26 protein-coding genes are annotated in these 21,653 nt (G+C 65.0%); 15 read left to right on the forward strand and 11 right to left on the reverse strand.

From position 1 onward, the window contains the following. The first annotated feature begins 22 nt into the window (after positions 1–22). From NTH_RS14710 to yihA, 10 genes are all read left to right on the forward strand, one after another. Positions 23–676, forward strand: coding sequence for a hypothetical protein (locus NTH_RS14710; protein WP_338530710.1), 654 nt, complete (start codon positions 23–25; stop codon positions 674–676). A 31-nt stretch (positions 677–707) separates the two neighbouring features. Then, positions 708–1,457, forward strand: coding sequence for a 16S rRNA (uracil(1498)-N(3))-methyltransferase (locus tag NTH_RS14715; protein ID WP_338530711.1), 750 nt, complete (start codon positions 708–710; stop codon positions 1,455–1,457). A gap of 225 nt (positions 1,458–1,682) precedes the next feature. After that, positions 1,683–3,056, forward strand: coding sequence for a glutamate--cysteine ligase (locus NTH_RS14720; protein WP_338530712.1), 1,374 nt, complete (start codon positions 1,683–1,685; stop codon positions 3,054–3,056). 243 nt (positions 3,057–3,299) lie between these two features. Continuing rightward, positions 3,300–4,169, forward strand: a complete 870-nt coding sequence (locus tag NTH_RS14725) for a DUF937 domain-containing protein (RefSeq protein ID WP_338530713.1) — start codon at positions 3,300–3,302, stop codon at positions 4,167–4,169. 429 nt (positions 4,170–4,598) lie between these two features. Further along, a complete protein-coding gene (rpmH, locus tag NTH_RS14730; RefSeq protein ID WP_265516593.1) occupies positions 4,599–4,733 on the forward strand; it encodes a 50S ribosomal protein L34 in 135 nt (44 codons plus the stop codon). Positions 4,734–4,755: 22 nt separating this feature from the next. Continuing rightward, positions 4,756–5,139 carry a ribonuclease P protein component gene (gene rnpA, locus NTH_RS14735; RefSeq protein WP_338530714.1) on the forward strand — a complete coding sequence of 128 codons (384 nt, stop codon included), beginning with the start codon at positions 4,756–4,758 and terminating at the stop codon, positions 5,137–5,139. Further along, positions 5,129–6,955, forward strand: coding sequence for a membrane protein insertase YidC (gene yidC, locus NTH_RS14740; RefSeq protein ID WP_338530715.1), 1,827 nt, complete (start codon positions 5,129–5,131; stop codon positions 6,953–6,955). The genes rnpA and yidC overlap by 11 nt, the downstream gene beginning before the upstream one ends. 176 nt (positions 6,956–7,131) lie before the next feature. Beyond that, positions 7,132–7,533 carry a VOC family protein gene (locus NTH_RS14745; protein WP_338530716.1) on the forward strand — a complete coding sequence of 134 codons (402 nt, stop codon included), beginning with the start codon at positions 7,132–7,134 and terminating at the stop codon, positions 7,531–7,533. A gap of 371 nt (positions 7,534–7,904) precedes the next feature. Next, positions 7,905–8,561, forward strand: a complete 657-nt coding sequence (locus NTH_RS14750; protein ID WP_338530717.1) for a CatB-related O-acetyltransferase — start codon at positions 7,905–7,907, stop codon at positions 8,559–8,561. Between the two features lie 167 nt (positions 8,562–8,728). Beyond that, positions 8,729–9,373 (forward strand): ribosome biogenesis GTP-binding protein YihA/YsxC, encoded by a 645-nt coding sequence (yihA, locus tag NTH_RS14755; protein WP_338531924.1) that lies wholly within the window; start codon positions 8,729–8,731, stop codon positions 9,371–9,373. A 10-nt stretch (positions 9,374–9,383) separates the two neighbouring features. Here yihA and msrB read toward each other — a convergent pair whose 3' ends face one another. From msrB to NTH_RS14775, 4 genes are all read right to left on the reverse strand, one after another. Next, positions 9,384–9,884 (reverse strand): peptide-methionine (R)-S-oxide reductase MsrB, encoded by a 501-nt coding sequence (gene msrB / locus NTH_RS14760; protein ID WP_338530718.1) that lies wholly within the window; start codon positions 9,882–9,884, stop codon positions 9,384–9,386. Positions 9,885–9,995: 111 nt separating this feature from the next. Next, positions 9,996–10,550: a fasciclin domain-containing protein gene (locus NTH_RS14765; RefSeq protein ID WP_338530719.1), complete on the reverse strand. Its 555-nt coding sequence runs from the start codon at positions 10,548–10,550 to the stop codon at positions 9,996–9,998. Between the two features lie 124 nt (positions 10,551–10,674). After that, positions 10,675–11,394, reverse strand: a complete 720-nt coding sequence (locus NTH_RS14770; RefSeq protein WP_338530720.1) for an anti-sigma factor — start codon at positions 11,392–11,394, stop codon at positions 10,675–10,677. Further along, entirely contained in the window at positions 11,391–11,930 is a 540-nt protein-coding gene (locus NTH_RS14775; RefSeq protein WP_338531925.1) for a sigma-70 family RNA polymerase sigma factor, read from the reverse strand. The genes NTH_RS14770 and NTH_RS14775 overlap by 4 nt, the downstream gene beginning before the upstream one ends. 228 nt (positions 11,931–12,158) lie before the next feature. On the opposite strand from NTH_RS14775, the gene argB reads away from it, so the two are divergent. Continuing rightward, the gene (gene argB / locus NTH_RS14780) at positions 12,159–13,052 is read left to right on the forward strand and encodes an acetylglutamate kinase (RefSeq protein ID WP_338530721.1); all 894 of its coding nucleotides are present in this window, start codon (positions 12,159–12,161) and stop codon (positions 13,050–13,052) included. Positions 13,053–13,064: 12 nt separating this feature from the next. On the opposite strand, the gene NTH_RS14785 is transcribed toward argB, so the two are convergent. The 3 genes from NTH_RS14785 to NTH_RS14795 all read right to left on the reverse strand — a co-directional run bounded on the left by NTH_RS14785 (position 13,065) and on the right by NTH_RS14795 (position 15,264). Continuing rightward, positions 13,065–13,967, reverse strand: a complete 903-nt coding sequence (locus NTH_RS14785) for a DMT family transporter (protein ID WP_338530722.1) — start codon at positions 13,965–13,967, stop codon at positions 13,065–13,067. A gap of 83 nt (positions 13,968–14,050) precedes the next feature. Then, positions 14,051–14,428: a hypothetical protein gene (locus NTH_RS14790; RefSeq protein WP_338530723.1), complete on the reverse strand. Its 378-nt coding sequence runs from the start codon at positions 14,426–14,428 to the stop codon at positions 14,051–14,053. A 77-nt stretch (positions 14,429–14,505) separates the two neighbouring features. Next, positions 14,506–15,264 carry a GGDEF domain-containing protein gene (locus tag NTH_RS14795; protein WP_338530724.1) on the reverse strand — a complete coding sequence of 253 codons (759 nt, stop codon included), beginning with the start codon at positions 15,262–15,264 and terminating at the stop codon, positions 14,506–14,508. Positions 15,265–15,368: 104 nt separating this feature from the next. Between NTH_RS14795 and NTH_RS14800 the strand changes: the two genes are divergently transcribed. Beyond that, complete coding sequence (locus NTH_RS14800) at positions 15,369–16,076, forward strand: pyrimidine 5'-nucleotidase (RefSeq protein WP_338530725.1); 708 nt, start codon at positions 15,369–15,371, stop codon at positions 16,074–16,076. A 3-nt stretch (positions 16,077–16,079) separates the two neighbouring features. Here the strand turns inward: NTH_RS14800 and NTH_RS14805 are convergent, their stop codons facing one another. From NTH_RS14805 to NTH_RS14820, 4 genes are all read right to left on the reverse strand, one after another. Then, positions 16,080–16,331 carry a hypothetical protein gene (locus NTH_RS14805; RefSeq protein WP_338530726.1) on the reverse strand — a complete coding sequence of 84 codons (252 nt, stop codon included), beginning with the start codon at positions 16,329–16,331 and terminating at the stop codon, positions 16,080–16,082. A gap of 151 nt (positions 16,332–16,482) precedes the next feature. After that, entirely contained in the window at positions 16,483–17,433 is a 951-nt protein-coding gene (locus NTH_RS14810; protein ID WP_338530727.1) for a DUF1775 domain-containing protein, read from the reverse strand. Positions 17,434–17,486: 53 nt separating this feature from the next. After that, a complete protein-coding gene (locus NTH_RS14815) occupies positions 17,487–17,879 on the reverse strand; it encodes a hypothetical protein (protein WP_338530728.1) in 393 nt (130 codons plus the stop codon). 288 nt (positions 17,880–18,167) lie between these two features. Next, complete coding sequence (locus NTH_RS14820) at positions 18,168–19,007, reverse strand: LOG family protein (protein WP_338530729.1); 840 nt, start codon at positions 19,005–19,007, stop codon at positions 18,168–18,170. Between the two features lie 161 nt (positions 19,008–19,168). On the opposite strand from NTH_RS14820, the gene dapD reads away from it, so the two are divergent. From dapD to dapE, 3 genes are read left to right on the forward strand one after another with little or no spacing between them, the layout of a single operon-like run. Beyond that, a complete protein-coding gene (gene dapD / locus NTH_RS14825; protein ID WP_338530730.1) occupies positions 19,169–20,023 on the forward strand; it encodes a 2,3,4,5-tetrahydropyridine-2,6-dicarboxylate N-succinyltransferase in 855 nt (284 codons plus the stop codon). A gap of 33 nt (positions 20,024–20,056) precedes the next feature. Further along, positions 20,057–20,431 (forward strand): DUF805 domain-containing protein, encoded by a 375-nt coding sequence (locus NTH_RS14830; RefSeq protein ID WP_338530731.1) that lies wholly within the window; start codon positions 20,057–20,059, stop codon positions 20,429–20,431. Between the two features lie 32 nt (positions 20,432–20,463). Then, the gene (gene dapE / locus NTH_RS14835) at positions 20,464–21,651 is read left to right on the forward strand and encodes a succinyl-diaminopimelate desuccinylase (protein ID WP_338530732.1); all 1,188 of its coding nucleotides are present in this window, start codon (positions 20,464–20,466) and stop codon (positions 21,649–21,651) included. Positions 21,652–21,653 lie beyond the last annotated feature (2 nt).

Below are 21,653 nucleotides of genomic sequence, written 5' to 3' on the forward strand. Positions count from 1 at the left end.
TTGCCTGCAACTAGGGTCCCGCATGCCTCTCCAGAACCGGGTCGATCCCTTCGGCGAAATCCACAGCACCCCGGCGCGCGGTCTCTTCACGGGCAATCGCGGCGTGATCCACGATCCCGATTCGCGCACGCTCCTGAAGCGGCGCTGGACGAGCCGTGCCTGGATCGTCTGCGAGTGCGCGTTCCGCGGCCGCAGCCGCGAGGTTATGGGCCGCAATGCCCCCCGCGGCGGCGCCGGCTGGACCGAGCTCTTCTTCCTCGACGAGGTGACCGCCCTGGCTGCCGGCCATCGCCCATGCTTCTACTGCCGCAGGGAACGGGCGAAACGGTTCAGCCGGTGCCTCGCGCAGGCCCTGCATCGCCCCGGCATTCGCGCTCCCGAGATCGACGCCCTGCTGCACGCCCAGCGATGGGCCTCGGCCGGAAGCCGCGAAACTGTGGAGCCGGAGGAGTTGCATCGCCTGCCGGACGCTACGGTCGTCGCGTCCGGTGGCACTGCCTATGCGCTGCGCGCGGGCTTGCTCCTGCCCTGGTCCTTCGATGGTTACGGCAAGCCGCGGCCCGGCGCCCTGCCGGCCGTGATTTCCATCGTCACGCCTTCCGCCACGCGCGCCGCGCTCGCCGCCGGCTATCAACCCGTATGGCACCCGACGGCGCCTGTGGAGGACCGCACTTGACCCCGAGCCACCAGCGCCGCATCAAGCGGTCATGAGAGCCAACTACAAGATGCAGCGCCTCTTTGTGCCCGAAGGCCTTGCCGCGGGGGCGTCCTTCGATCTGGCCGCGGATCAGGCGCACTACCTGTTGAACGTCCTGCGCATGCGCGAGGGCGGGCGGCTGCTCGTCTTCAACGGGCGCGACGGCGAATGGCTGGCGGAATTGGCCGGAGCGGCCAGGAAGAAGGCCACGCTCGCTGTCCGCGAGCAGACCCGCCCGCAGTCGGCCCCTCCCGACCTCTTCTACTGCTTCGCTCCCATCAAGAAGGGAAGGTTGGACTACCTCGTCCAAAAGGCTGTCGAGATGGGCGCCGGCATCCTCCAGCCCGTCATTACCCAGCACACCCAGGTGCCCAAGCCGGGCATCCAGCGCCTTCAGGCAAATGTGATCGAGGCGGCCGAACAATGCGGCATCCTCTCCGTTCCCGAGCTTTTCGAGCCCGTGAAGCTCGACCGGCTGCTGGCGGAATGGGAGCCCGGGCGCGCGCTCGTCTTCTGCGACGAGGATGCCCCGTCCGACAATCCTGTCGATACGCTATCAGGGCTTGCCGGGCGCAAGCTCGGGCTCCTCGTCGGGCCGGAAGGCGGCTTCTCCGACCAGGAGAGGCAGATGCTGCGCGACCTGCCCTTTGTGGTGCCCATCCCGCTCGGCCCGCGTATTCTGAGGGCCGATACGGCGGCCGTCGCCGCCCTGGCGGTCATTCAGGCAGCGGCCGGTGATTGGCGCGATGCGCCGGCTTGAACCATGGTTCAGAACTTTTCGCTTGATTGCGCCCCGGCCTTTCGCCAATCAGGCGGCGAAAGATACGCATCGACCCGAAAAGCCGCAGGCCGGGCGGTGATTACCATTTTCGCCCACCGAAAATGGCAAGGCCGACCGGCCGGCGGCGCTCGTGCACCGTAAGCCAGGGGCGCGGAGGCGCCCGCCCGGCGCTTGAGGGACGGAAAAAGGAAAGGGCCCGGTTCAATGGCGCGCGACACGACCGACGATCAGCCGATCGAAAAGATTGACGAGTTGGTCTCCTATATCGCCGCCGGCTGCAAGCCTCCCAAGGCATGGCGCATCGGCACGGAGCACGAGAAGTTTCCGTTCTATGTGGATGGCAACCGCCCCGTTCCCTATGAAGGCGAGCGCGGCATCAAGGCTCTGCTGGAAGGCATGCGGCGCACGCTCGGCTGGGACCCGATCGAGGATGCCGGCCGCATCATCGGCCTGGTGGAGCCGACCGGGCAGGGCGCCATCTCCCTCGAGCCCGGCGGCCAGTTCGAGCTTTCGGGCGCCACGCTCGAAACGCTGCACCAGACCTGCCGCGAGGGCAACGCCCATCTGGCGCAGCTGCGCGAGATCGCCGAGCCGCTGGGCATCCGCTTCCTCGGCCTTGGCGCCAGCCCGAAATGGCGGCTTTCCGAAACGCCCAAAATGCCCAAGTCGCGCTACGACATCATGACAGCCTACATGCCCAAGGTCGGCACCCATGGCCTCGATATGATGTACCGCACCTGCACCATCCAGGTTAATCTCGACTTTTCCTCCGAGGCCGACATGCGCCGCAAGATGCAGGTCTCCTCGCGTCTCCAGCCGCTGTCCACCGCGCTCTTCGCCAATTCGCCCTTCACCGAAGGCCGGCTCAACGGGTTCCAGTCCTGGCGCGGCGAGATCTGGCGCGACACCGACAATCAGCGCTCGGGGCAGTTGCCCTTCGTATTCTCCAGCGATTTCGGCTTCGCGGACTATGTCGAATGGGCGCTCGACGTGCCGATGTACTTCGTCATCCGCGAGGGCCGCTACCACGATTGCACCCATGTCACCTTCCGCCAGTTCATGAAAGGCGCCTTGCGCAAGGAATTGCCGAACGGCATGCCGACCATGGGCGACTGGGCCAATCACCTTTCCACGCTCTTCCCCGATGTGCGGCTCAAGCGCTTTCTGGAAATGCGCGGCGCCGACGGCGGCCCCTGGCGGCGCATCTGCGCGCTGCCGGCCTTCTGGGTCGGCCTGCTCTATGACGAGGAGGCCCTCGACGCCGCCGAAGAGCTCACCAGAGGCTGGAGCTTTGAGGAAGTCATCGCCATGCGCGACGCCGTGCCGGCGCAAGCCCTGTCCGCCTCCTTCCGCAATCACGAGCTCCGCGAGACCGCCCGCGAAGTGCTCGCCATCGCCCGCATGGGCCTGAAAAACCGCGCCCGCTTCAACCGCGAGGGCTTCGACGAGACCGGCTTCCTCAATCCGCTCGACGAGGTCGTCGCCCGCGGCACCACGAGCGCCCAGGAAATGGTCAACGCCTTCAACACCCGCTGGGGCGGCTCCATAGAACCGGTCTTCCTCGAACACGCCTACTGAGTGCCTGGAGACTGATCCTGCAATCGCCAACGCTGGCGATTGGCCGTATCCATCAAACGTTCGTCATCCTCGGGCACTGACCCGAGGATCCATGCCTGAACCGTGAAGACACGTCAGCCCATCCTTTTGGGCCCCACACGTCGTGTTTTCCCGAAATCAACTCCGATTTTCAGGCCAATACTGTAGGTCATGGACTGATTCTCCGCTAAACTCCCCCACCGCTTTTGATCCGGGAGGCCAGCCATGTTGCCCTTGTTTGAAATGCTCCAGAACGCCCAGAACGGCCGGGGCGTCGACGTTCTGGCCGGCCAGTTCGGCCTCACCACCGCACAGACCCGGCAAGCCATGGAAGCGCTGCTGCCGGCTTTCAGCCAGGGGCTCAAGCACAACGTATCCGACCCTAACGGCCTCGGCGCTTTCATGGCGGCGCTGTCGTCCGGCCAGCACGCCAGATATTTCGAGGATGCCGCAAGGGCCGCCTCCGCTGAGGGCAGGGCGGAAGGCGACGGCATTCTGGGCCATCTCTTCGGCTCCAAGGAACTCAGCCGTGCGGTCGCTCAACAGGCCGCCCAGACGACGGGCCTCGCCGAGCAGACCCTGAAGCAGATGCTGCCCGCGCTTGCCACGATGATCATGGGCGGCCTCTTCAAGCAGACGACCGGCCAGATGCCCCAGGCGCAGGCCAGCGGCGCCGGCATGGGTGGCGGCGGATTGCTGGGCGAGATCATGAAGCAGATGATGCAGCCCGGCGCGGGGCAACAGCCCGGCAGCTCGCGGTCGGCGCCTGCCGGCCAGGACGCCAATCCTTTCGGCCGCATGCTGGAGGAAATGTTCGCCGGCGCCCGGCAGGGCCAGCCCCGCCCGGGTTCGCAGGACAACCCCCTCGGCCAGATATTCGAGGAGTTCCTCAAGGCCGGGCAGCAAGCGCCTTCGCCAGAGCCGGCAGCCAGGCCCCGGCAGGCGGAGAGCAACCCGAGCGGCCGTCCGCGCAATCCCTATGACGACCTGTTCGGCCAGATGTTCGAGACCGGCCGCAAGACGCGCGACGATTACGAGCGCAACGTGAAGGACGTCTTCGAGCAGTTCCGCCAGGGCATGGAGCGCCGTCGCTAGATCGGTATGAGTTCAGGTCGGTCTGGACTCCCCGCGTCCTCAACTCTGAGGAAGCTGGGCACCTCTCCTCGTCATCCCGGCCGACCGCTGGGAGAGCCGGGATGGCGGGCGCGTTTGATCCAACCCGAACTCATCCTGATCTGGCGGTCGTCGACTACACTTTGCGACGTCGCTAAAACGACCACGCTCCCTTCGTTGACTCGGGGCCTCACGCTCCGTATAAGCGCCGCACGTTCGGGCTGACCGCCCCGGCGCGCGTCTCTGCGCCACCGTGGTGGTCCGAAACGCTCCTGTTAGAGCAACTCCAGGAAAAGTGGAAACCGGTTTTCCGTCCGGGGTTGCGTGAAACCAAGGCGTTGGATCGTTTCCACGAAACGATCCAACCACGAACAGACCCAAGAAGGGCCGCACTCCGCGGTATTTAAATAAATGAAGCGCACATATCAGCCCTCGAAAATCGTCCGCAAGCGCCGGCATGGCTTCCGCGCGCGCATGGCTACCTCCGGTGGCCGCCGTGTCATTGCGGCGCGCCGCAACCGGGGCCGCAAGCGGCTTTCCGCCTAAGTGCGGGCGCGGGGCCGGGGCATTGACTGGCCCATCGACCGGCGAAGCGCCGCAAACCTTTCCAGCGCGTCTGACCAAGCGCGCGGAGTTTCTGGCGGTCCGTCGCGGTGACAAACGGCGGGGCCGCCTTTTCCTGCTGGAAGTGCTGGACCGGGGCGACGAAGGTCCCCCGCGTCTCGGCATCACGGTGACCAGGAAAGTAGGCAACGCGGTTGTGCGCAATCGCATTCGCCGCCGCCTCCGCGAGGCGACGCGCGTTTATGCCGCTCGTGACATGGCGCCCGGCACCGACTATGTGATCGTCGGGCGGCGCGACATACTCGACGCGCCGTTCGATGCTCTGAAGGACGAGCTTGCCCGGCGGTTTCGCGGAAAGGCGCTCTCAAGGACTGTTCATGGACAATAATCGCAATTTCCTCATCACGATCGCGCTGTCGATACTGATTCTGACGGTATGGCAGGTGTTCTATATGAATCCGCGTATCGAGGAACAGCGCCAGGCCGCCCAGGTCGAGGCCCAGCAGACGGGCGAGAGAGCTTCGCCCGCGGCCGGCAACGGCGCGCAGCCCGCCGACATTCCCTCGGCAGGCGGTGCGATGACGGGCGACGCCGCCATTCCCGGGCAGGGCGCGCCGGCCGGTGCGCCGACGGATCGCGCCTCGGCGCTGGCCGGCACCGACCGTATCAGGATCGACACGCCGCGCCTTGCCGGTTCGATCAACCTGACCGGCGCCCGCATCGACGACCTGCTCCTGAAGAACTACCGTGTCACCGTCGATAAGGATTCGCCCAACGTCACGCTCCTCAATCCGGCCCCGCTTCCCAACGGCTACTATGTCGAAGTCGGCTTCGTGGGCGGCGAGACGACCGGCGACGTGCCCGGCCCGGATACGGTCTGGAGTGCGCCGGAGAATGCGGTCCTCACCCCCGACAGCCCTGTCACGCTCACCTATGAGAACGACCGGGGCCTGACCTTCAGGCGCACGATCGCCATCGACGAAGACTATCTCTTCACGGTTTCCGATACGGTCGAAAATGCCGGCGGCGCACCGGTCGAACTCAGGACCTACGGCCGCACCACCCGTTTCGGCGAGCCGGAAACCTCGGGCATCTACATCCTTCACGAAGGTTTGATCGGCGTCACCGGCGAGGAAGGGCTGCAGGAAATCAGCTATTCCGAGGCCAAGGAAGACGGCCGCATCGTGCCGGGCATGTCGTCCAATGGCTGGCTCGGCATCACCGACAAATATTGGGCGGTGGCCATGGTCCCGCGCGCCGGCAAGGATTTCCAGCCGCGCTTTGCCTATTTTGACGACCAGCGCTCGCGCTACCAGGCGGACTTTCTCACCCAGCCCCTCTCCGTGGCTCCCGGTGGTTCCACCACCGTCGACACGCTCGTGTTTGCCGGGGCAAAGGAAGTCGGCGTCATCAACGCCTACGAGGCGGCCGAGGGCATTCGCCAGTTCGAACTGATGATCGACTGGGGCTGGTTCTACTTCATCACCAAGCCGATGTTCTACCTCATCGACTGGTGCTACAAGCTGCTCGGCAATTTCGGTCTTGCCATCCTGGCGACCACCGTCATCGTCAAGCTCTTCTTCTTCCCGCTCGCCAACAAGTCCTACAAGTCCATGGCGAACATGAAGAAGGTGCAGCCTGCCATGATGGAGATCCGCGAAAAATACGCGGACGACAAGATGAAGCAGCAGCAGGCCATGATGGAGCTATACAAGAAGGAGAAGATCAATCCGATCGCCGGCTGCTGGCCGATCCTCATCCAGATCCCGGTCTTTTTCGCGCTCTACAAGGTGCTCTACGTTACCATCGAGATGCGCCATGCGCCCTTCTTCGGCTGGATCCAGGACCTTTCAGCGCCCGATCCCACGTCCATCTTCAATCTGTTCGGGCTGCTTCCCTACGACGTGCCGGCGTTCCTGATGGTCGGCATCTGGCCGCTCATCATGGGCGTCACCATGTTCCTGCAGATGCGCATGAACCCGACCCCGCCGGACCCCACCCAGGCGATGATCTTCAACTGGATGCCCGTCGTCTTCACCTTCATGCTGGCGACCTTCCCGGCGGGCCTCGTCATCTACTGGGCCTGGAACAACCTGCTCTCCATCATCCAGCAGGGCGTCATCATGAAGCGCCAGGGCGCCAGGATCGAACTCTGGGACAATCTGATAGGCCTGTTCAAGAAGAAGCCGAAACCGGCGGAATAAAGAATCCGGAAAAACCCCGCCTCGACAGGCGGTGTGAAAACTCAGGAGGCTCCGGCGTTGCCGGGGCCTCTTCTGTTTGAGGCGGAGCGCAGCCCGCCATATCGGTGGCCTCGCCGCTCGCCTTATGGTTTGATGCCGTGCTATGTCCGCTGCACGGATCGAGTGAGGAGGGTCTCATGAAAGTCGTTGCCAACATCGATTTCGACGGCGATTGCCGCGAGGCGTTTACCGCTTATGCCGACATTCTGGGTGGCAAGATACGCGCGATGATAAGCCATCGCGAGATGCCCGGAATGGCGGAAGGCGTCCCCGAGGATCGTCTGGATCGCATTCTCCATGCCTGGATCGACATCGGCGATCAGGGGCTGATGGGTCAGGACATGCAGGATTTTTCCGGCCGCAAGGGCTACAGCGTGACCGTTTCGGCCGATTCCGTCGATGAGGCCCGTCGCATGTTCGAGGCATTTTCCGATGGCGGAACCGTGATCATGCCCTTCGGCCCGCAGCCATGGTCGCAAGGCTTTGGCCTCGCGACGGACCGCTTCGGCGTCACCTGGGTGATCGATTCGCCAGGCTGACCCATCCGGGGCAACGGCAATCGCGGCGGCGGAAGCGTGTTCGGTCGCTCCGCCTGGAACGCCTGCAGGCCGCCGCCCCGTGCGGCGCGTCTGATTGCTGGCTGCATCGGGCTGCGCTAGAGCGCCGTGCGTCTTTCAAGACGCACAAAGGACGCTGTAAACCATTGAATCTACGCATCGTGCTTCCCGAAAATCGATTCCGATTTTCGGGCCGATGCTGTAGGATAGCTCCCCGCGCTCGCAAGACAGGCGTCGGCCGGCACCGTTGGGGAGACATTCGATGATCAAGTAGAGGCTTTTCAGGAAGCGCCCTTCGAGCGGGTCGGGCGCTGCCGAGATAGTCACCTCGATTGCTGATCGTGGAGGTTTCCATGTACGGACCGAAAACCGAAAACGGGCCAAAGCCCGAGATCAAGCATCCCATATATCTCCATCCGCGCGTTGGCTTTCTGAAGCCGCTCGTGGACGCGCCGAACATCGAAATCGGCGAATACACCTATTACGACGATCCCGAAGGCCCCGACCTTTTCGTCCAGAAGTGCGTCCTGCATCACTACGAGTTCATCGGCGACCGCCTCATCATCGGCCGCTTCTGTGCCATCGCCGAGGGCGCGCGCTTCATCATGAACGGGGCCAACCATGTGCTTTCGGGGTTCTCGACCTACCCGTTCAACATTTTCGGCCAGGGCTGGGAGGAAGGCTTCGACCCGGAAACCTGGCGCCGCGAAATGCGCGGCGACACGGTCGTCGGCAACGATGTCTGGATAGGCATGGAAGCCATCGTCATGCCCGGCGTCACCATCGGCGACGGCGCCATCGTCGCCGGCCGCTCCGTCGTCACCCGCGACGTGCCGCCCTATGCGGTGGTCGCGGGCAATCCGGCCGAGATCGTGAAGCACCGTTTCGACGGCGACACGGTGCGGCGGCTGCTTGCCATCGCCTGGTGGGACTGGCCGGCCGACAAGATCACCCGCAATCTCGACGCCATCCGCGGCAACGACATCGCGCGCCTTGAGGCCGCGGCCTGACGCGCATTGCCGGTTGACAAAGGAGAGCCAAGCATTGATGGCCTAGGCTGGACGCATCGTTTTCCCGCTTCATGCGGGCGGCAGGCGAGTTCGCGTGCGTTGACGATATCACCGGCAGGAGAGACGGCGTGAGCAGATCGAGCGACAGGGGCCCAAGCGATAGGGGCATGGGCGACACGACCGAAAGCCGCCTTTTTTCCCAGCCCTGGATCTTCATTCGCGGCGTGCCCTCGATGAAGTTCCTGCCGCCGGAAGGTCCGCCCGAGATCGCGTTCGCGGGCCGGTCGAATGTCGGCAAATCCTCGCTCATCAATGCGCTCGTGCGCCAGCGGGGGCTGGCGCGCACGTCCAACACCCCAGGCCGCACGCAGGAACTGAACTATTTCGTCCCCGACGGCTACAGCGGCGAGCCCGGCGACCTGCCGCCCATGGCGCTGGTCGACATGCCCGGCTACGGCTTCGCCAAGGCCCCCAAGGAACAGGTGGACGCCTGGACCAAGCTCGTCTTCGAATATCTGCGCGGCCGCGTGACGCTCAAGCGAGTCTACCTGCTCATCGACGCCCGCCACGGAATCAAGAAGATCGACGAGGAGGTCATGGACCTGCTCGACCAGGCCGCCGTGTCCTATCAGGTGGTGCTGACGAAGGCCGACAAGATCAAGCCTCCGGCCGTCGTCAAGCTGGTCGACCAGACCCTGGCCCAACTGAAAAAGCGGGCTGCCGCCTTCCCCGAACTCATCGCCACCTCGTCGGAAAAAGGCGAAGGCGTCGAGAACCTGCGAGCCACCATTCTGCGCGCGATCGAGGGGTAGGCGCCTCCCGCTACGCCGTCTTCGGCGAAAATGTCAGCGCCACGCCGTTGATGCAGTGACGCTTCCCCGTCGGCGGCGGGCCATCGTCGAAGATATGGCCGAGATGCCCGCCGCAGCGCCGGCAGTGGCATTCGGTCCGCGTCATGAACAGCGTGTTGTCGTCCTTGGTGCCGATGGCATCGGGCAGCGCCTCGTAGAAGCTCGGCCAGCCGGTGCCCGAATCGTACTTGGCCTCCGATGCGTAGAGCGGCAGCGCGCAGGCGGCGCAATCATAGGTGCCGGCCCGCTTCTCCTTGAGCAGCGGGCTCGTATAGGGCCGCTCCGTCACCTCCTGGCGCATCACGGCGAACTGCTGTTCGCTCAGGATTTTCCGCCACTCGGCTTCGGTCTTGGTGATCTCGAAGCTTCTCGCCATGGCGCTGTAGCCGGGCCTGCCGCGAAACGCGAACGCCCCACCCGCAATGGCGACGCCCGCGCCCGCTCCGGCATAGAGGAAATGTCTGCGTTTCATGTCTTGCACTCCTTCACTGGCCCTGAATCTAGCTACGGGGTCGCTCTACGGCAAATCAATGGGCCGTGATGGCCGGGCGGAGAAGATGATCGCCCGGCCACCGCGTTAGGCTTACTGCTTGGGCAGAAGCACGGTGTCGATGACGTGGATGACGCCATTCGACTGGTCGACATCGGCAATGGTGACGGTCGCCACGTTCCCGTTCTCATCGGTCAGGGTTATCTTGTCGCCATCCATTTTGGCCTGCAGCGTGCAGCCGCCAAGCGTCTCCACCGGGTGCGTGCCGCCATCATCGGCGATCATCTTGCCGATCGCGCCGGACATTGCCTCCGCTCCCACCACGTGGCAGGTCAGAATGGTTGTCAGCAGTTCCTTGTTCTCCGGCTTCAGCACCGTCTCGACAGTCCCGTCGGGAAGCTTCTCGAAGGCGGCATTGGTCGGGGCGAAGACGGTGAACGGGCCGTCGCCGGACAGCGTTTCGACGAGGCCTGCAGCCTTGACCGCGGCCACCAGCGTGGTGTGATCGGCCGAATTCACCGCATTCTCGATGATATTCTTGTCCGCATACATGGCCGCGCCGCCGACCATGGGATTGTCGGCCATGCTTGCCCCGGTAAGGGCGAGGACTGCAGTGCCGGCGAGAATGGATGAAACGAGCTTCTTCATGTCGGTAACTCCCTGATTGTTCCTGTGCTCCGTTCTTGGAGACACAGGGAGACACGGAGGCGACGACGGAAGAGTTTCAGGAGAACCGAAAAAAATGCGCGTGAAGAAAACGCTTTGGCGGCGCTCAGATCGGATTGAGGGCGCCTTGCGCCACGACGGGTCCGGTAGGCGCGCCGCTGGGCGAGCCGCCCGGGGGCTCGGTCGTGATCGCGAAAACGGCATCGTCGTCGATGGCGGCCTGGAGCGCTTCGCCGACGGCCACATGCACGCTGCTTCCTTCCGGGATGACGCCCAGCGAGTGAGGCTGGCCGTCGTCGATCACCCACAGCTCGAAATCCCGCCCTTCCGGACGGGCGCCGGTGACATGGGAAAGGCCGATGTCTTGCGTCCGCGCGTCGTAAACGACGAAATAATGGACCTCGCTTCCTTCGCCGGACAGCGACGCGACGAACCGCTCGTCCGCGTCGGGGGCAGGGGCCTCCATCAACGTGACGGCGGCAAGGACAAGGAGCGCCGCCGCGGCTGCCGCCGTCGCCGCCCGCCACACCGAAACGCTTTGCCACATCCGCGCCAGCGCGCCGGGTTGCTGGCGCGCTGCCTGCCCGAACAGCCGTTGCTGCAGGGCCTCGCGCACCGCGCCCGGCGGGGCGACTTCCTCGAATCCGTCCGCCATCGGCGAAAGCTTGGCTTCCCAAGCCTCGACCAGCTGGGCAAATGCGGGTTCTGCCTCGATCCGCCCGGCCACCGCCGCCCGTTCGTCGGCCGGAAGCACGCCAAGCACATACTCGGCGGCGACGAGGTCGTCCTCCTCCCTGTATGGCCTATGGTCGTCGACCGGCGTCATCGTTCCAGGCATTCCTTCAATTTGGCCAGGCTGCGCCTGAGCCAGGTTCGCATCGTATTCAGCGGTACGCCGAAGCGCTCCGCCAGTTCGGAGTAGCTGTCGCCGTTGAGATAGGCGCCGCGCACGGCCGCTGCCCGGTCGTCCTCCAATTCGCCGAGGCAGCCATCGATAAGCCGGCGCTCGCCGCTGGCGATCGCCTGCGCCTCGGGAGTTGGCCCGTCGTCCGGCACATCCATCGCTTCGTCAAGTCCGCTGCCGCGCCGCCGGCGGGCGCGGACGCGATCGATCGCGTGATTGCGCGCCACGGCCACGAGCCAGGTCATCGGACTGAGGTCCGAAGCCGAGAACCGGTCCGCCTTCGTCCAGATCTTGACATAGACTTCCTGCAGCGCTTCCTCGGCCTCCGCCCTGTCCCGCAAAATACGCAGGCACACCCCGAATAGTTTCGCGCTCGTCCGGCTGTAGAGCTGGTCGAAGGATGTGCGATCCCGCAAGGCGGTCCGGAATATGAGCTTGGTGATGTCGTCCGACCCCATGGCTGCCAAGATACAGTTCGCCGCCATATTGGCAATGCCCGCCCGCCCCGTGCCCTGGCCGCGACAATCCGTTTGCGCCGGCGCGCGAATGCGATAAGAGACGGGCGGTCTGGAGCATGATCCCGGCAGCGGGGCGCCGGTTCTCGAAAAAGATCATGCTCAGACGAGGAGATGGGCTGGGGGACGGTTCGACCGACATCGTCCTCATCAATGCTTGGGAGCTGCCTGATGACGGATATTGCGGGAACGGCCGAAGCGCAGGCGCGCCTTCTTTCTGCGGCGCTGCCCTATATGCAGCGCTACGAGAACAAGACGGTCGTCGTGAAGTATGGCGGCCATGCCATGGGCGACCCGATGCTCGGCCAGGCATTCGCCCGCGACATCGCCCTCTTGAAGCAGTCCGGCGTCAATCCCATCGTCGTCCATGGCGGCGGCCCGCAGATTGCCGCCATGCTCAAGAAGATGGGCATCGAATCCAAGTTCGAAGGCGGCTTGCGCGTCACCGATGCCAAGACCGTCGAGATCGTCGAGATGGTGCTGGCCGGCTCCATCAACAAGGAGATTGTCGCCCTGATCAACGCCGAGGGCGAATGGGCCATCGGCCTGTGCGGCAAGGACGGCAACATGGTCTTCGCCGAAAAGGCCCACAAGACCGTTACCGACCCCGATTCCAACATCGAGCGCGTGCTCGATCTGGGCTTCGTCGGCGAGCCGGTGGAGGTGGACCGCACGCTGCTCGACCTCCTGGCGCGTTCCGAGATGATCCCGGTAATCGCCCCCGTGGCGCCCGGCCGCGACGGCCACACCTACAACATCAATGCCGACACCTTCGCCGGCGCCATCGCCGGCGCCGTCAGGGCCTCGCGCCTTCTGTTCCTGACCGACGTTCCGGGCGTCCTCGACAAGGACATGAAGCTCATCGACGAGCTCACCGTCGCCGAAGCCCGCGCCCTCATCAGGGACGGCACCATCTCCGGCGGCATGATCCCCAAGGTGGAAACCTGCATCGAAGCCATCGAGCGCGGCGTCGAGGGCGTCGTCATCCTCAACGGAAAGACCGCCCATTCGGTGCTGCTGGAACTCTTCACCGAGCACGGCGCCGGCACGCTGATCGTTCCCTGACAGACTGTCGCGTCAGACCAGCACCAGCACGATGATCCCCGCCACGATCAAGGCGCAGCCTGCCACCTCCGTCGCGTTGATCTTCTCCCGGAAGAAATAGACCGTGGAGGCGAAGGTGAAGATCATCTCGATCTGCGCCAGCGCCTTCACCACCGCCGCCTGCTGCAGCGTCATCGCCGCGAACCACCCGAACGAGGCCGAGGCGCCGACGAGGCCGACGAAGAGCGAGGCTTTCCAGGCCTTGGCGATATGCGCCAGCTCCGCCCGTTCCTTCCACACGATCCAGCCGAGCATGACCACCGTCTGAAAGAAGATGGTGAACAGCAGCGTGGTCGCCGCCTGCATCATGAAATTCGGGCCGCCGAGCGACAGGGAGGCGGCGCGGTAGGCCACCGCCGCTACGCCGAACAAGGTGCCTGAAGCAAGCCCGATCAGCGCGTTGCGGCTGACCAGCGAGGCGAGCAGGTTGCGCCAGCTCATCGGCACATGGGCCACCGAGATCGCCATCACGCCGAGCACCGTGATGGCGATGGCGACGAGCGCGCCGGCGCCGGCAAGTTCGCCGAGGAAGATCAGCCCGAAAACGGCCGCCTGCGCCGGCTCGGTGCGCGAATAAGCCGTTCCCACGGCAAAGTTGCGGAACGAGAACAGATGGATCAGAAGAAACGTCGCGCCGATCTGCGTCAGCCCGCCGACGACGACCCAGGCAAGGAAGCCGCCATTGGGCCGGGCAAGCGGGTAGCCGGCCGCCAGATGAAGCAGCGCGAGGAACAGCGCCGCGAACGGCAGGCCGAAGCCGAACCGCACGAAGGTTGCCCCGGTCGTGCCCATCACGCCCTTCAGATGCTTCTGCGCGGCCGACCGCAGGTTCTGCAGGAAGGCGGCGACAATCGTGATGGGGATCCAAAGTTCCATGCAGAAGTCCGGGAGAACGGGCGGAAGGCGTGCCCGGATTACCCCCGTTGCAGGTCCGGCGCAACACCAGCACCGGGGGCGGCCTATTGCGGCTCCGGCGGATAATGCAGGCAGGGGTCGAGCCGGATATGGTCCTCGTCGATCACGTTCAGCCCGCCGCTCAGTATCACCCGGTCGCCGACCTTGTAGTCGTTGATCCGGTATGTGATGCAGAGAACCTGCGGATCCGGCGCCTCGCACGCCGCCATATAGCCCAGCGTTCCGTCATGCTCGACCATGGTCAGCGAACCGACGACGTCGATCACGATCAACTCGTCGTCCTTGGGCTGGAGCTGCGCCAGCTTTTCCCGCAGCGCGCCGCACTCCGCCTCGAAGCTGGGCGCCGGCTGGGCCTGTGCGCCGAGGGGCCAGAAAAACGCCGCGAGCATGATGCCCACGGCCGAATGCGTTGTGCCCCGCACGGCGCTCTCCCGTCAGTTGGATCAGGGGTTCATTGGCGGCAAGAAGCGCGACAATAATATGGCAGGTCCCGCGGGAATCACGCCGCCGTCGCCTGGGGCGGGAGAATGACCATGTTGCGGCCCTTGGCCTTGGCCTCGTAGAGCCTTTTGTCGGCCACGCTCATCAGCTCGGTGAACGTGGCGCCCGCCTCGGCGGTCGCGACGCCGATGCTGACGGTAAGCCGCACCAGGCTGCCGTCGGGCGCGGCAAAGCCGGCCTCTTCGACGGCTTTCCTGATTCGCTCGGCCACCTTGGACGCCTCCTTGAGGTCGGCCTCGACGAGGAATATGCCGAACTCCTCGCCCCCCAGCCGCCCCCGATGATCCGTCCGCCGGGTGCAGCCGCCGATCGCCGAGGCGATCCGGCGCAGCGCCTCGTCGCCCGTCAGATGCCCGAAGCGGTCGTTGATCTGCTTGAAATTGTCGGCGTCGGCGATCAGCAGCGAGCCCGCCTTTCCGGCGCCTTCCGACCCCTCGACCGCCTCGATGAAGGCGCCCCGGTTGAGGAGGCCCGTAAGGCTGTCGAGGCGCGCTCTTTCGGCGAGTTCGCGGTGCACGTCGGTCAGTTCGCGGTGGGCGGCCCGCAGCCTCTCATGGGCATCGGCCACCCTGCGCCTTTGATTGTAGGTGTAGGCGCTCGCCGGAAAGGCAATCGCGGTGGGGCACAGGATGCACATCGCAAGAGCCGCCGAATCCATTTCGCGGCCGAGCACTGTCAATGCCATCCAGCCGATGGCGACAGACGCCAGGATCGATACGGCCGTCGAAACCGAGGCGTGAAAGAACACTTTCCTCATGCTGCACTCCCGATGCGGGCGCAACATGACAAAGCTCCTTTGCCGCTTCCTTTCCGACTTACTTAAAGTTTGAGGCAGCAGGTGCAAATCTGCCATAAGGAGCCATGACCAACCGCCCCGATCCATCCAGATTCGCCCACGTCACCGACTGGGTCTTCGATCTCGACAACACGCTTTATCCCCATCACAGCGATCTGTTCTCGCAGATCGACGTGAAGATGACGGCCTATGTCTCCGAACTCCTGTCGATGCCCCGCGATGAAGCGCGGGCGCTTCAGAAGCAGCTTTACCGCGACCACGGCACGACGTTGAAGGGGCTGATGGAGGCCTACCGCGTCGACCCGGACGATTTCCTGGAAAAGGTCCACGACATCGACTATTCCTGGCTTGATCCGAACCCCGAGCTGGGCGAGGCGATAAGCGCTCTGCCCGGCCGCAAGTTTATCTTCACCAATGGCGACCGCAACCATGCCGAACGCGCGGCCCGGCAGCTCGGCGTGCTCGACCATTTCGAGGATATTTTCGACATCGTCGCCGCCGGGCTGGAGCCCAAGCCTTCAAAGGCGACCTATGACCGATTTGTCGACCTGCATGCCGTGGTCGGCTCGAACGCCGTGATGTTCGAGGATCTGGCCCGCAATCTCCGCGTGCCCAAGGCGCTGGGCATGACCACGGTGCTGATCGTGCCGAAGAATTTCGAGCCGACCTTCACCGAGATATGGGAGCAGGATCCCTATGAGGAGGACGACGTCGATTTCGTGACCGACGATCTCACCGTCTTCCTGCGCACCATCCTTCAGGACAAGCGGTAGGCCTCACCTGCCGCGCCGCGCTCGGTCGTTGCGCTCGGCGGCGCGTTCGAGCTTGCGTTCCGTCGCCGCCGTCTTCTTGTCGCCATACATCGCCGAGCCGATCGCGCGGTTTGCACGCGTGTCACGTTCGATCCGCTCGGTTGCCGTCTCCTTCTCGGCATCCTTGGCCTGTTCGGGCTGCGACTTGGTGGCGTGGCCGAGATCCTTGGCCTGCTGCTTGTTCATGACGTCCTTGTCGGGAACGGTTTTGGGCATGGCGGAGCCTCCTTGCCTCGACGGCCTTGATACGTCCGGATGGACGCACGGCGCTGTAACGCCGATCTTGCGCCGGGCGTTCCAGGGCCGGCGACAAAACCGGCCCCGGAAGTCGTTTCACGGTTTCGGTGAAATGCCGAAACGAGCGCCGTCAGTGCTGGTGGGCTTCGCCCCGGCCGGCGCTGGCCGGCTTCACCGGAAGGTCCATCTCCACCGCGCCGGCCTTCTCGAATTCCAGGATCACCGGCACCGTCTGGCCCTCCTCGAACCGCTCTTCCACGTCCATGAACATGAGATGCAGGCCGCCCGGCTTCAGCTCGACGCGCTCGCCGGCGGGAATTTCCAGCCCCCCTTCGACGGGCCGCATGGTCATCACCTCGTTGACGACCTTCATCGTGTGGATTTCCACCTTGCCGGCCCGCGGCGAGCGCACGGAAACCAGCCTGTCGGCGCTTTCGCCCGTGTTCACGATGTCCAGATAGGCGCCGCCCGTGGGCTGGCCCGGCAGCATGGCGCGCGCCCATGGGGCCGCGATTTCCAGCGCGCCGGCGGAAACGGTCGCCTCATGCTGATGGCCGGCCGTCTCCGCCGCCAGGATGGTCAGCGCGGGAGCCGGCCTTTCGAGCGAATGGGAATCCTGGCCTTGCGCAGGCTCCTCCACCCATTCGGCCTTGCCTTCGGCGCAGGTCTGAACGGTCTTGAAAAAGAGCCGCTGGCCTTCCTCGACACCGGCAAGCGTGCCGCGCAGGGCGAACTCGTCATAGTGGCCGTCGTCCAGCGAGCCGCCCTTCCAGGTGACGGCGACAGGCCCGGAACCGACCTCCCTGCCGTGCAGCGTATAGGTCCTGGCGTAGTCGCCCTGTTCGATGTCGATCGTCCACCCGGCCTTCGGCATCGGCTTGGCGCCGACGAAGCCTTCGGGAAGCTGAACCCTCACCGCCGTCGTGGGCTGGCCGTCGCAGCCATGCGGAACGCCCAGCACGGCCTTGAACGGGCCCGGCGCGGCCTGGTCCTGCTGGAGCGATACATGCGCCGAAGCCGTGGGTACGAGATAGGTGAAAAACGAAGCCGCCGCCGCGGCGGCAATGACATTGCGGTACATTTCGATAATCCTTTCGATGTGCTTTGTGGGTCGCGCCGGCCATGCCGGACGTTTCACGTCGAAAAGGGAGGCCCGCGTATGGAGGGCGGCGCCCCGGCGCTGGCGCCCTCGGCCGCATGGCCGCGTGCGGGGGCGGGAAGCCGCGCGCCGGGCCGGTCGGCAACGGACATCGGAGCGTCCGCGCGGGCATCCATGCCCATGCCCGTCGCGCACAGGTGGCCGGCGGGGCAGAGCGGGCATTCCGGCCCGCCCCGGCCATGCTCCGGCTTGTCCGCCATGTTCAGCGGATTGCACAATATGTCGAGACCGGCAAACCGGGCCGCCTTGGCCGCCGCCAGCGGCTGCAGCGTGCCGGCAAACAGCAGCAGCACCGCCAGCGCGGCAAAAAGCGCCCGGTCCCGCCGAAGCGTGGCAAACCAGCCTGGTTGTCTGCGCGCCTTGCTCATGCGCAACGAATAGCGCGCCCGCCGCCCGGACGCCAGCACCCCGCCTGCGGCATTGGCGCGCTGGTTCTACAATCGCGATCCACCGCTGCGCTCCCTCGCCCCCCCTCTGTCCTGCCGGACATCTCCCCCTCGAGGGGCGAGATCATCTCTGCATCGATGTTTCGCTTGATCTTTAAAAGATTGGCGAAACCGGCCGTCATAGCCAATCTCCCCCCTTGAGGGGGAGATGTCCGGCAGGACAGAGGGGGGCGAGGGAGCGCAGCGGTAAATCACAACCGCCCATAACCCCTACAACTCGTAAAACTCCGCCACCTTCGCCCAGGCTTCCTCTGCCGTGTCGACGAAGGTGATCAGCTCGTCGTCGCCGGGCGAAATGGTGCCCTGCTCAGCTAGGTAGGGCAGGTTGATGGCGTGCTTCCAGAACGCCTTGCCGAACAGGATCACCGGCATCCGCTCCATGCGCCCGGTCTGGATCAGCGTGAGCGATTCGAAAAGCTCGTCCATCGTTCCGAAGCCGCCGGGAAACACCGCCACCGCCTTCGCCCGCATCATGAAATGCATCTTGCGGATCGCGAAATAGTGGAAATTGAAGCAAAGCTCCGGCGTCACGTAGAGATTGGGCGCCTGTTCGTGGGGCAGGACGATATTGAGGCCGATCGTCGGCGCGCCGCAATCGGCCGCTCCCCGGTTGCCGGCCTCCATCACGCCGGGGCCGCCGCCGGTCACGACGACATATTCGCGGTAATAGCTCTTGGCCGACTGCTCCGAGCACAGCCGCGCAAACTTGCGCGCTTCCTCGTAATAGCGGCTGTTTTTCAGCAGATTGTCCTTCTGCACATCGTTCTTGGCCGCCCATGCCTCGCCGCCCGGCTCCGGGATGCGCGCCCCGCCGAACAGGATCACGGTGGAGCGGATGCCGCGCTCGGCCAGCGCCAGTTCCGGCTTCAGCAGTTCGAGCTGCAGGCGCACCGGCCTGAGCTCGCGCCGGGTCATGAAATCCTCGTCGTCCCAGGCCAGCCGGTAGGTGTCGGAGCGGGTCTGCGGCGTATCCGGCACGCTGCGCGCCCGTTTCAGGTCCTCGTCCGAATGCGGCAGCGGCGTCCAGCCATTTTTGTCGTTTGCGTCCATCGCGCATGATTTCCCGTCTTGGCGCGCCGGGTGCTGATCGGCCCGGCGCGTAACCATCGATTGACCCCCTCGGGCGCTTCGCATAGGTTCCGCGCCGGCTCAAGGCTTCCCTGAAGAAACTAGCGGGCTTCCCCTTAATTGCGCGTGTAGCGGGACGAAATATGACGAAAACGAACATCGCCGCCCTGGAAAAGACCATCGAAGAAGCCTTCGACAACCGTGATGGCATCACGGTTGATACCCGCGGCGAGGTCCGCGAAGCGGTCGAGGCCGCGCTGCACCTGCTCGACAGCGGCCAGGCCCGCGTCGCCGAACGCGGGGCCGACGGCGCGTGGTCCGTCAACCAGTGGCTCAAGAAGGCGGTGCTTCTTTCCTTCCGGCTGAACCCGATGCAGATCATCAAGGGCGGCCCCGACGATTCGGTCTGGTGGGACAAGGTTCCCTCCAAGTTCGACGGCTGGAGCGCCAACGAGTTCGAAAAAGCCGGCTTCCGCGCGGTGCCCAATTGCGTCGTCCGCCGTTCCGCCTATATCGCGCCGGGCGTGGTGCTCATGCCCTCTTTCGTCAATCTCGGCGCCCATGTCGGCAAGGGCACGATGGTCGACACCTGGGCCACCGTCGGCTCCTGCGCGCAGATCGGCGAGAACGTGCATCTTTCCGGCGGCGTCGGCATCGGCGGCGTGCTGGAGCCCATGCAGGCCGGACCGACCATCATCGAGGACCATTGCTTCATCGGCGCCCGCTCCGAGGTCGTGGAAGGCTGCATCGTGCGCGAGGGCTCGGTGCTGGGCATGGGCGTCTATATCGGCAAGTCGACCAAGATCGTCGACCGCGCCACGGGCGAAGTCTCCTACGGCGAGGTCCCGCCCTATTCGGTCGTCGTCGCCGGCACGATGCCGGGCAAGCCCATGGGCAATGGCGAGCCGGGCCCCGGCCTCTACTGCGCCGTCATCGTCAAGCGCGTGGACGAGAAGACCCGGTCGAAGACGTCGATCAACGAGTTGCTGCGCGACTGACGCCAGCGCCATATCCCGAAAAGTGGGGAGGCTATGACACGCAGGCAGATTTCCTGGCTCTTTTTCGGCTTTTCCGGCCGCGTCAGCCGCATGGCCTACTTTCTGGCCGGCCTGCTTCTGGCGATCTTCCAGGCCTTCGCCCTTTACCGCTTCACGCTGGCCCCTGAAGAGAGCGGCGCCAGCGCGGTATGGGCGACGCTTTTCTGGGCCGTGTTCTTCCTCTCCGTCTGGTCCTATGTGGCGCTCGGGGTGAAGCGGCTTCACGATTTCGGCAAGCCGGGCATCTTCGCCGTGACGCTTTTCATCCCCATGGTCTCGATTCTGGCCTTCATCATCCTGTGCCTTTATCCCGGCGACGATGGGCCAAACGAATATGGCGAGCATACCAACGCGCCGCCGGACGGGTGACAGGCGCTCCCCTTTGGAATATCCCTCTCACCATGACATTGCCGACCGACCCCGCCGCAAACCTCGCCGCCCTTATCCGCTGCCCCTCCGTCACGCCGGCTGATGCCGGCGCGCTGGGCGTGCTTTCGGCGATGCTGGAGCGCCTTGGCGCCAAGATCGAGCGCCCGGTCTTCAAGGAAGACGGCACGCCCGATATCGAGAACCTTTATGCCAGGGTGGGCGCGGAAGGACCGCACCTGATGTTCGCCGGCCACACCGACGTGGTGCCGCCGGGCGACGAGGCCGCCTGGACCCATCCGCCCTACGCCGCCGAAATCGCCAATGGCCACATGTTCGGCCGGGGCGCGGTCGACATGAAGGGCGGCATCGCCTGTTTCGTCGCCGCGCTCGCCCGCTATCATGAACGTCACGGTGCGCCCGCAGGCTCGGTCTCCTTCCTCGTCACCGGCGACGAGGAAGGCCCCGCCGTCAACGGCACGGTCAAGCTGCTCGAATGGGCGAGGGAGCGCGGCGAGGCGTGGGATGCGGCGCTGGTCGGCGAGCCCACCAATCCCGATGCGCTGGGAGACATGATCAAGATCGGCCGACGCGGCTCGCTTTCCGGCACGCTCATTGTCCATGGTCGGCAGGGTCACGTCGCCTATCCGCACCTGGCCGACAACCCGGTGCGCGGCCTCTTGATGCTCGTCGAGGCGCTGCTGGAGCCGGCCTTCGACGAAGGCACGGCCGACTTCCAGCCGACCAATCTGGAAGTGACCTCCATCGATATCGGCAATCCCTCCGTCAACGTGATCCCCGGCCGCGCCGTGGCGTCTTTCAACGTCCGCTTCAACGATCGCTGGACGCCCGAGAGCCTGCAGGCCGAAATCCACAACCGGCTCGACCGCGCGGCTGCTTCGCTGCGGCTTCGGCCGGGCCGCGATACCCCCGTCGCCTTCGATATCGAGTGGCGGGACCGGCCCAGCCCGGTCTTCCTCACCCGCGACGACAGGCTGGTCGAAACCCTCGCCGCCTCCGTGGCGGCCGTGACGGGCAGGCGGCCCCAACGGTCCACCTCCGGCGGCACCTCGGATGCGCGCTTCATCAAGGATTACTGCCCCGTCGTGGAATTCGGCCTCGTCGGCCAGACCATGCACATGGTGGACGAGCGCGTCGCGCTTTCGGACCTCGAAACCCTGACGCGGATCTACCTGCGCTTCCTCGAAGACTGGTTTGGCTAGCC

Source organism: Nitratireductor thuwali (genome assembly GCF_036621415.1).
Taxonomy (GTDB): domain Bacteria; phylum Pseudomonadota; class Alphaproteobacteria; order Rhizobiales; family Rhizobiaceae; genus Chelativorans; species Chelativorans thuwali.

What these genes read in the sequence shown, in the direction of transcription:
- NTH_RS14710 (WP_338530710.1), top strand. Translation starts at nt 23, where the DNA reads ATGCCTCTCCAGAACCGGGTCGATCCCTTCGGCGAAATCCACAGCACC.
- NTH_RS14715 (WP_338530711.1), top strand. Translation starts at nt 708, where the DNA reads ATGAGAGCCAACTACAAGATGCAGCGCCTCTTTGTGCCCGAAGGCCTT.
- NTH_RS14720 (WP_338530712.1), top strand. Translation starts at nt 1,683, where the DNA reads ATGGCGCGCGACACGACCGACGATCAGCCGATCGAAAAGATTGACGAG.
- NTH_RS14725 (WP_338530713.1), top strand. Translation starts at nt 3,300, where the DNA reads ATGTTGCCCTTGTTTGAAATGCTCCAGAACGCCCAGAACGGCCGGGGC.
- rpmH (WP_265516593.1), top strand. Translation starts at nt 4,599, where the DNA reads ATGAAGCGCACATATCAGCCCTCGAAAATCGTCCGCAAGCGCCGGCAT.
- yidC (WP_338530715.1), top strand. Translation starts at nt 5,129, where the DNA reads ATGGACAATAATCGCAATTTCCTCATCACGATCGCGCTGTCGATACTG.
- NTH_RS14745 (WP_338530716.1), top strand. Translation starts at nt 7,132, where the DNA reads ATGAAAGTCGTTGCCAACATCGATTTCGACGGCGATTGCCGCGAGGCG.
- NTH_RS14750 (WP_338530717.1), top strand. Translation starts at nt 7,905, where the DNA reads ATGTACGGACCGAAAACCGAAAACGGGCCAAAGCCCGAGATCAAGCAT.
- yihA (WP_338531924.1), top strand. Translation starts at nt 8,729, where the DNA reads ATGGGCGACACGACCGAAAGCCGCCTTTTTTCCCAGCCCTGGATCTTC.
- msrB (WP_338530718.1), bottom strand. Translation starts at nt 9,884, where the DNA reads ATGAAACGCAGACATTTCCTCTATGCCGGAGCGGGCGCGGGCGTCGCC.
- NTH_RS14765 (WP_338530719.1), bottom strand. Translation starts at nt 10,550, where the DNA reads ATGAAGAAGCTCGTTTCATCCATTCTCGCCGGCACTGCAGTCCTCGCC.
- NTH_RS14770 (WP_338530720.1), bottom strand. Translation starts at nt 11,394, where the DNA reads ATGACGCCGGTCGACGACCATAGGCCATACAGGGAGGAGGACGACCTC.
- NTH_RS14775 (WP_338531925.1), bottom strand. Translation starts at nt 11,930, where the DNA reads ATGGGGTCGGACGACATCACCAAGCTCATATTCCGGACCGCCTTGCGG.
- argB (WP_338530721.1), top strand. Translation starts at nt 12,159, where the DNA reads ATGACGGATATTGCGGGAACGGCCGAAGCGCAGGCGCGCCTTCTTTCT.
- NTH_RS14785 (WP_338530722.1), bottom strand. Translation starts at nt 13,967, where the DNA reads ATGGAACTTTGGATCCCCATCACGATTGTCGCCGCCTTCCTGCAGAAC.
- NTH_RS14795 (WP_338530724.1), bottom strand. Translation starts at nt 15,264, where the DNA reads ATGAGGAAAGTGTTCTTTCACGCCTCGGTTTCGACGGCCGTATCGATC.
- NTH_RS14800 (WP_338530725.1), top strand. Translation starts at nt 15,369, where the DNA reads ATGACCAACCGCCCCGATCCATCCAGATTCGCCCACGTCACCGACTGG.
- NTH_RS14805 (WP_338530726.1), bottom strand. Translation starts at nt 16,331, where the DNA reads ATGCCCAAAACCGTTCCCGACAAGGACGTCATGAACAAGCAGCAGGCC.
- NTH_RS14810 (WP_338530727.1), bottom strand. Translation starts at nt 17,433, where the DNA reads ATGTACCGCAATGTCATTGCCGCCGCGGCGGCGGCTTCGTTTTTCACC.
- NTH_RS14815 (WP_338530728.1), bottom strand. Translation starts at nt 17,879, where the DNA reads ATGAGCAAGGCGCGCAGACAACCAGGCTGGTTTGCCACGCTTCGGCGG.
- NTH_RS14820 (WP_338530729.1), bottom strand. Translation starts at nt 19,007, where the DNA reads ATGGACGCAAACGACAAAAATGGCTGGACGCCGCTGCCGCATTCGGAC.
- dapD (WP_338530730.1), top strand. Translation starts at nt 19,169, where the DNA reads ATGACGAAAACGAACATCGCCGCCCTGGAAAAGACCATCGAAGAAGCC.
- NTH_RS14830 (WP_338530731.1), top strand. Translation starts at nt 20,057, where the DNA reads ATGACACGCAGGCAGATTTCCTGGCTCTTTTTCGGCTTTTCCGGCCGC.
- dapE (WP_338530732.1), top strand. Translation starts at nt 20,464, where the DNA reads ATGACATTGCCGACCGACCCCGCCGCAAACCTCGCCGCCCTTATCCGC.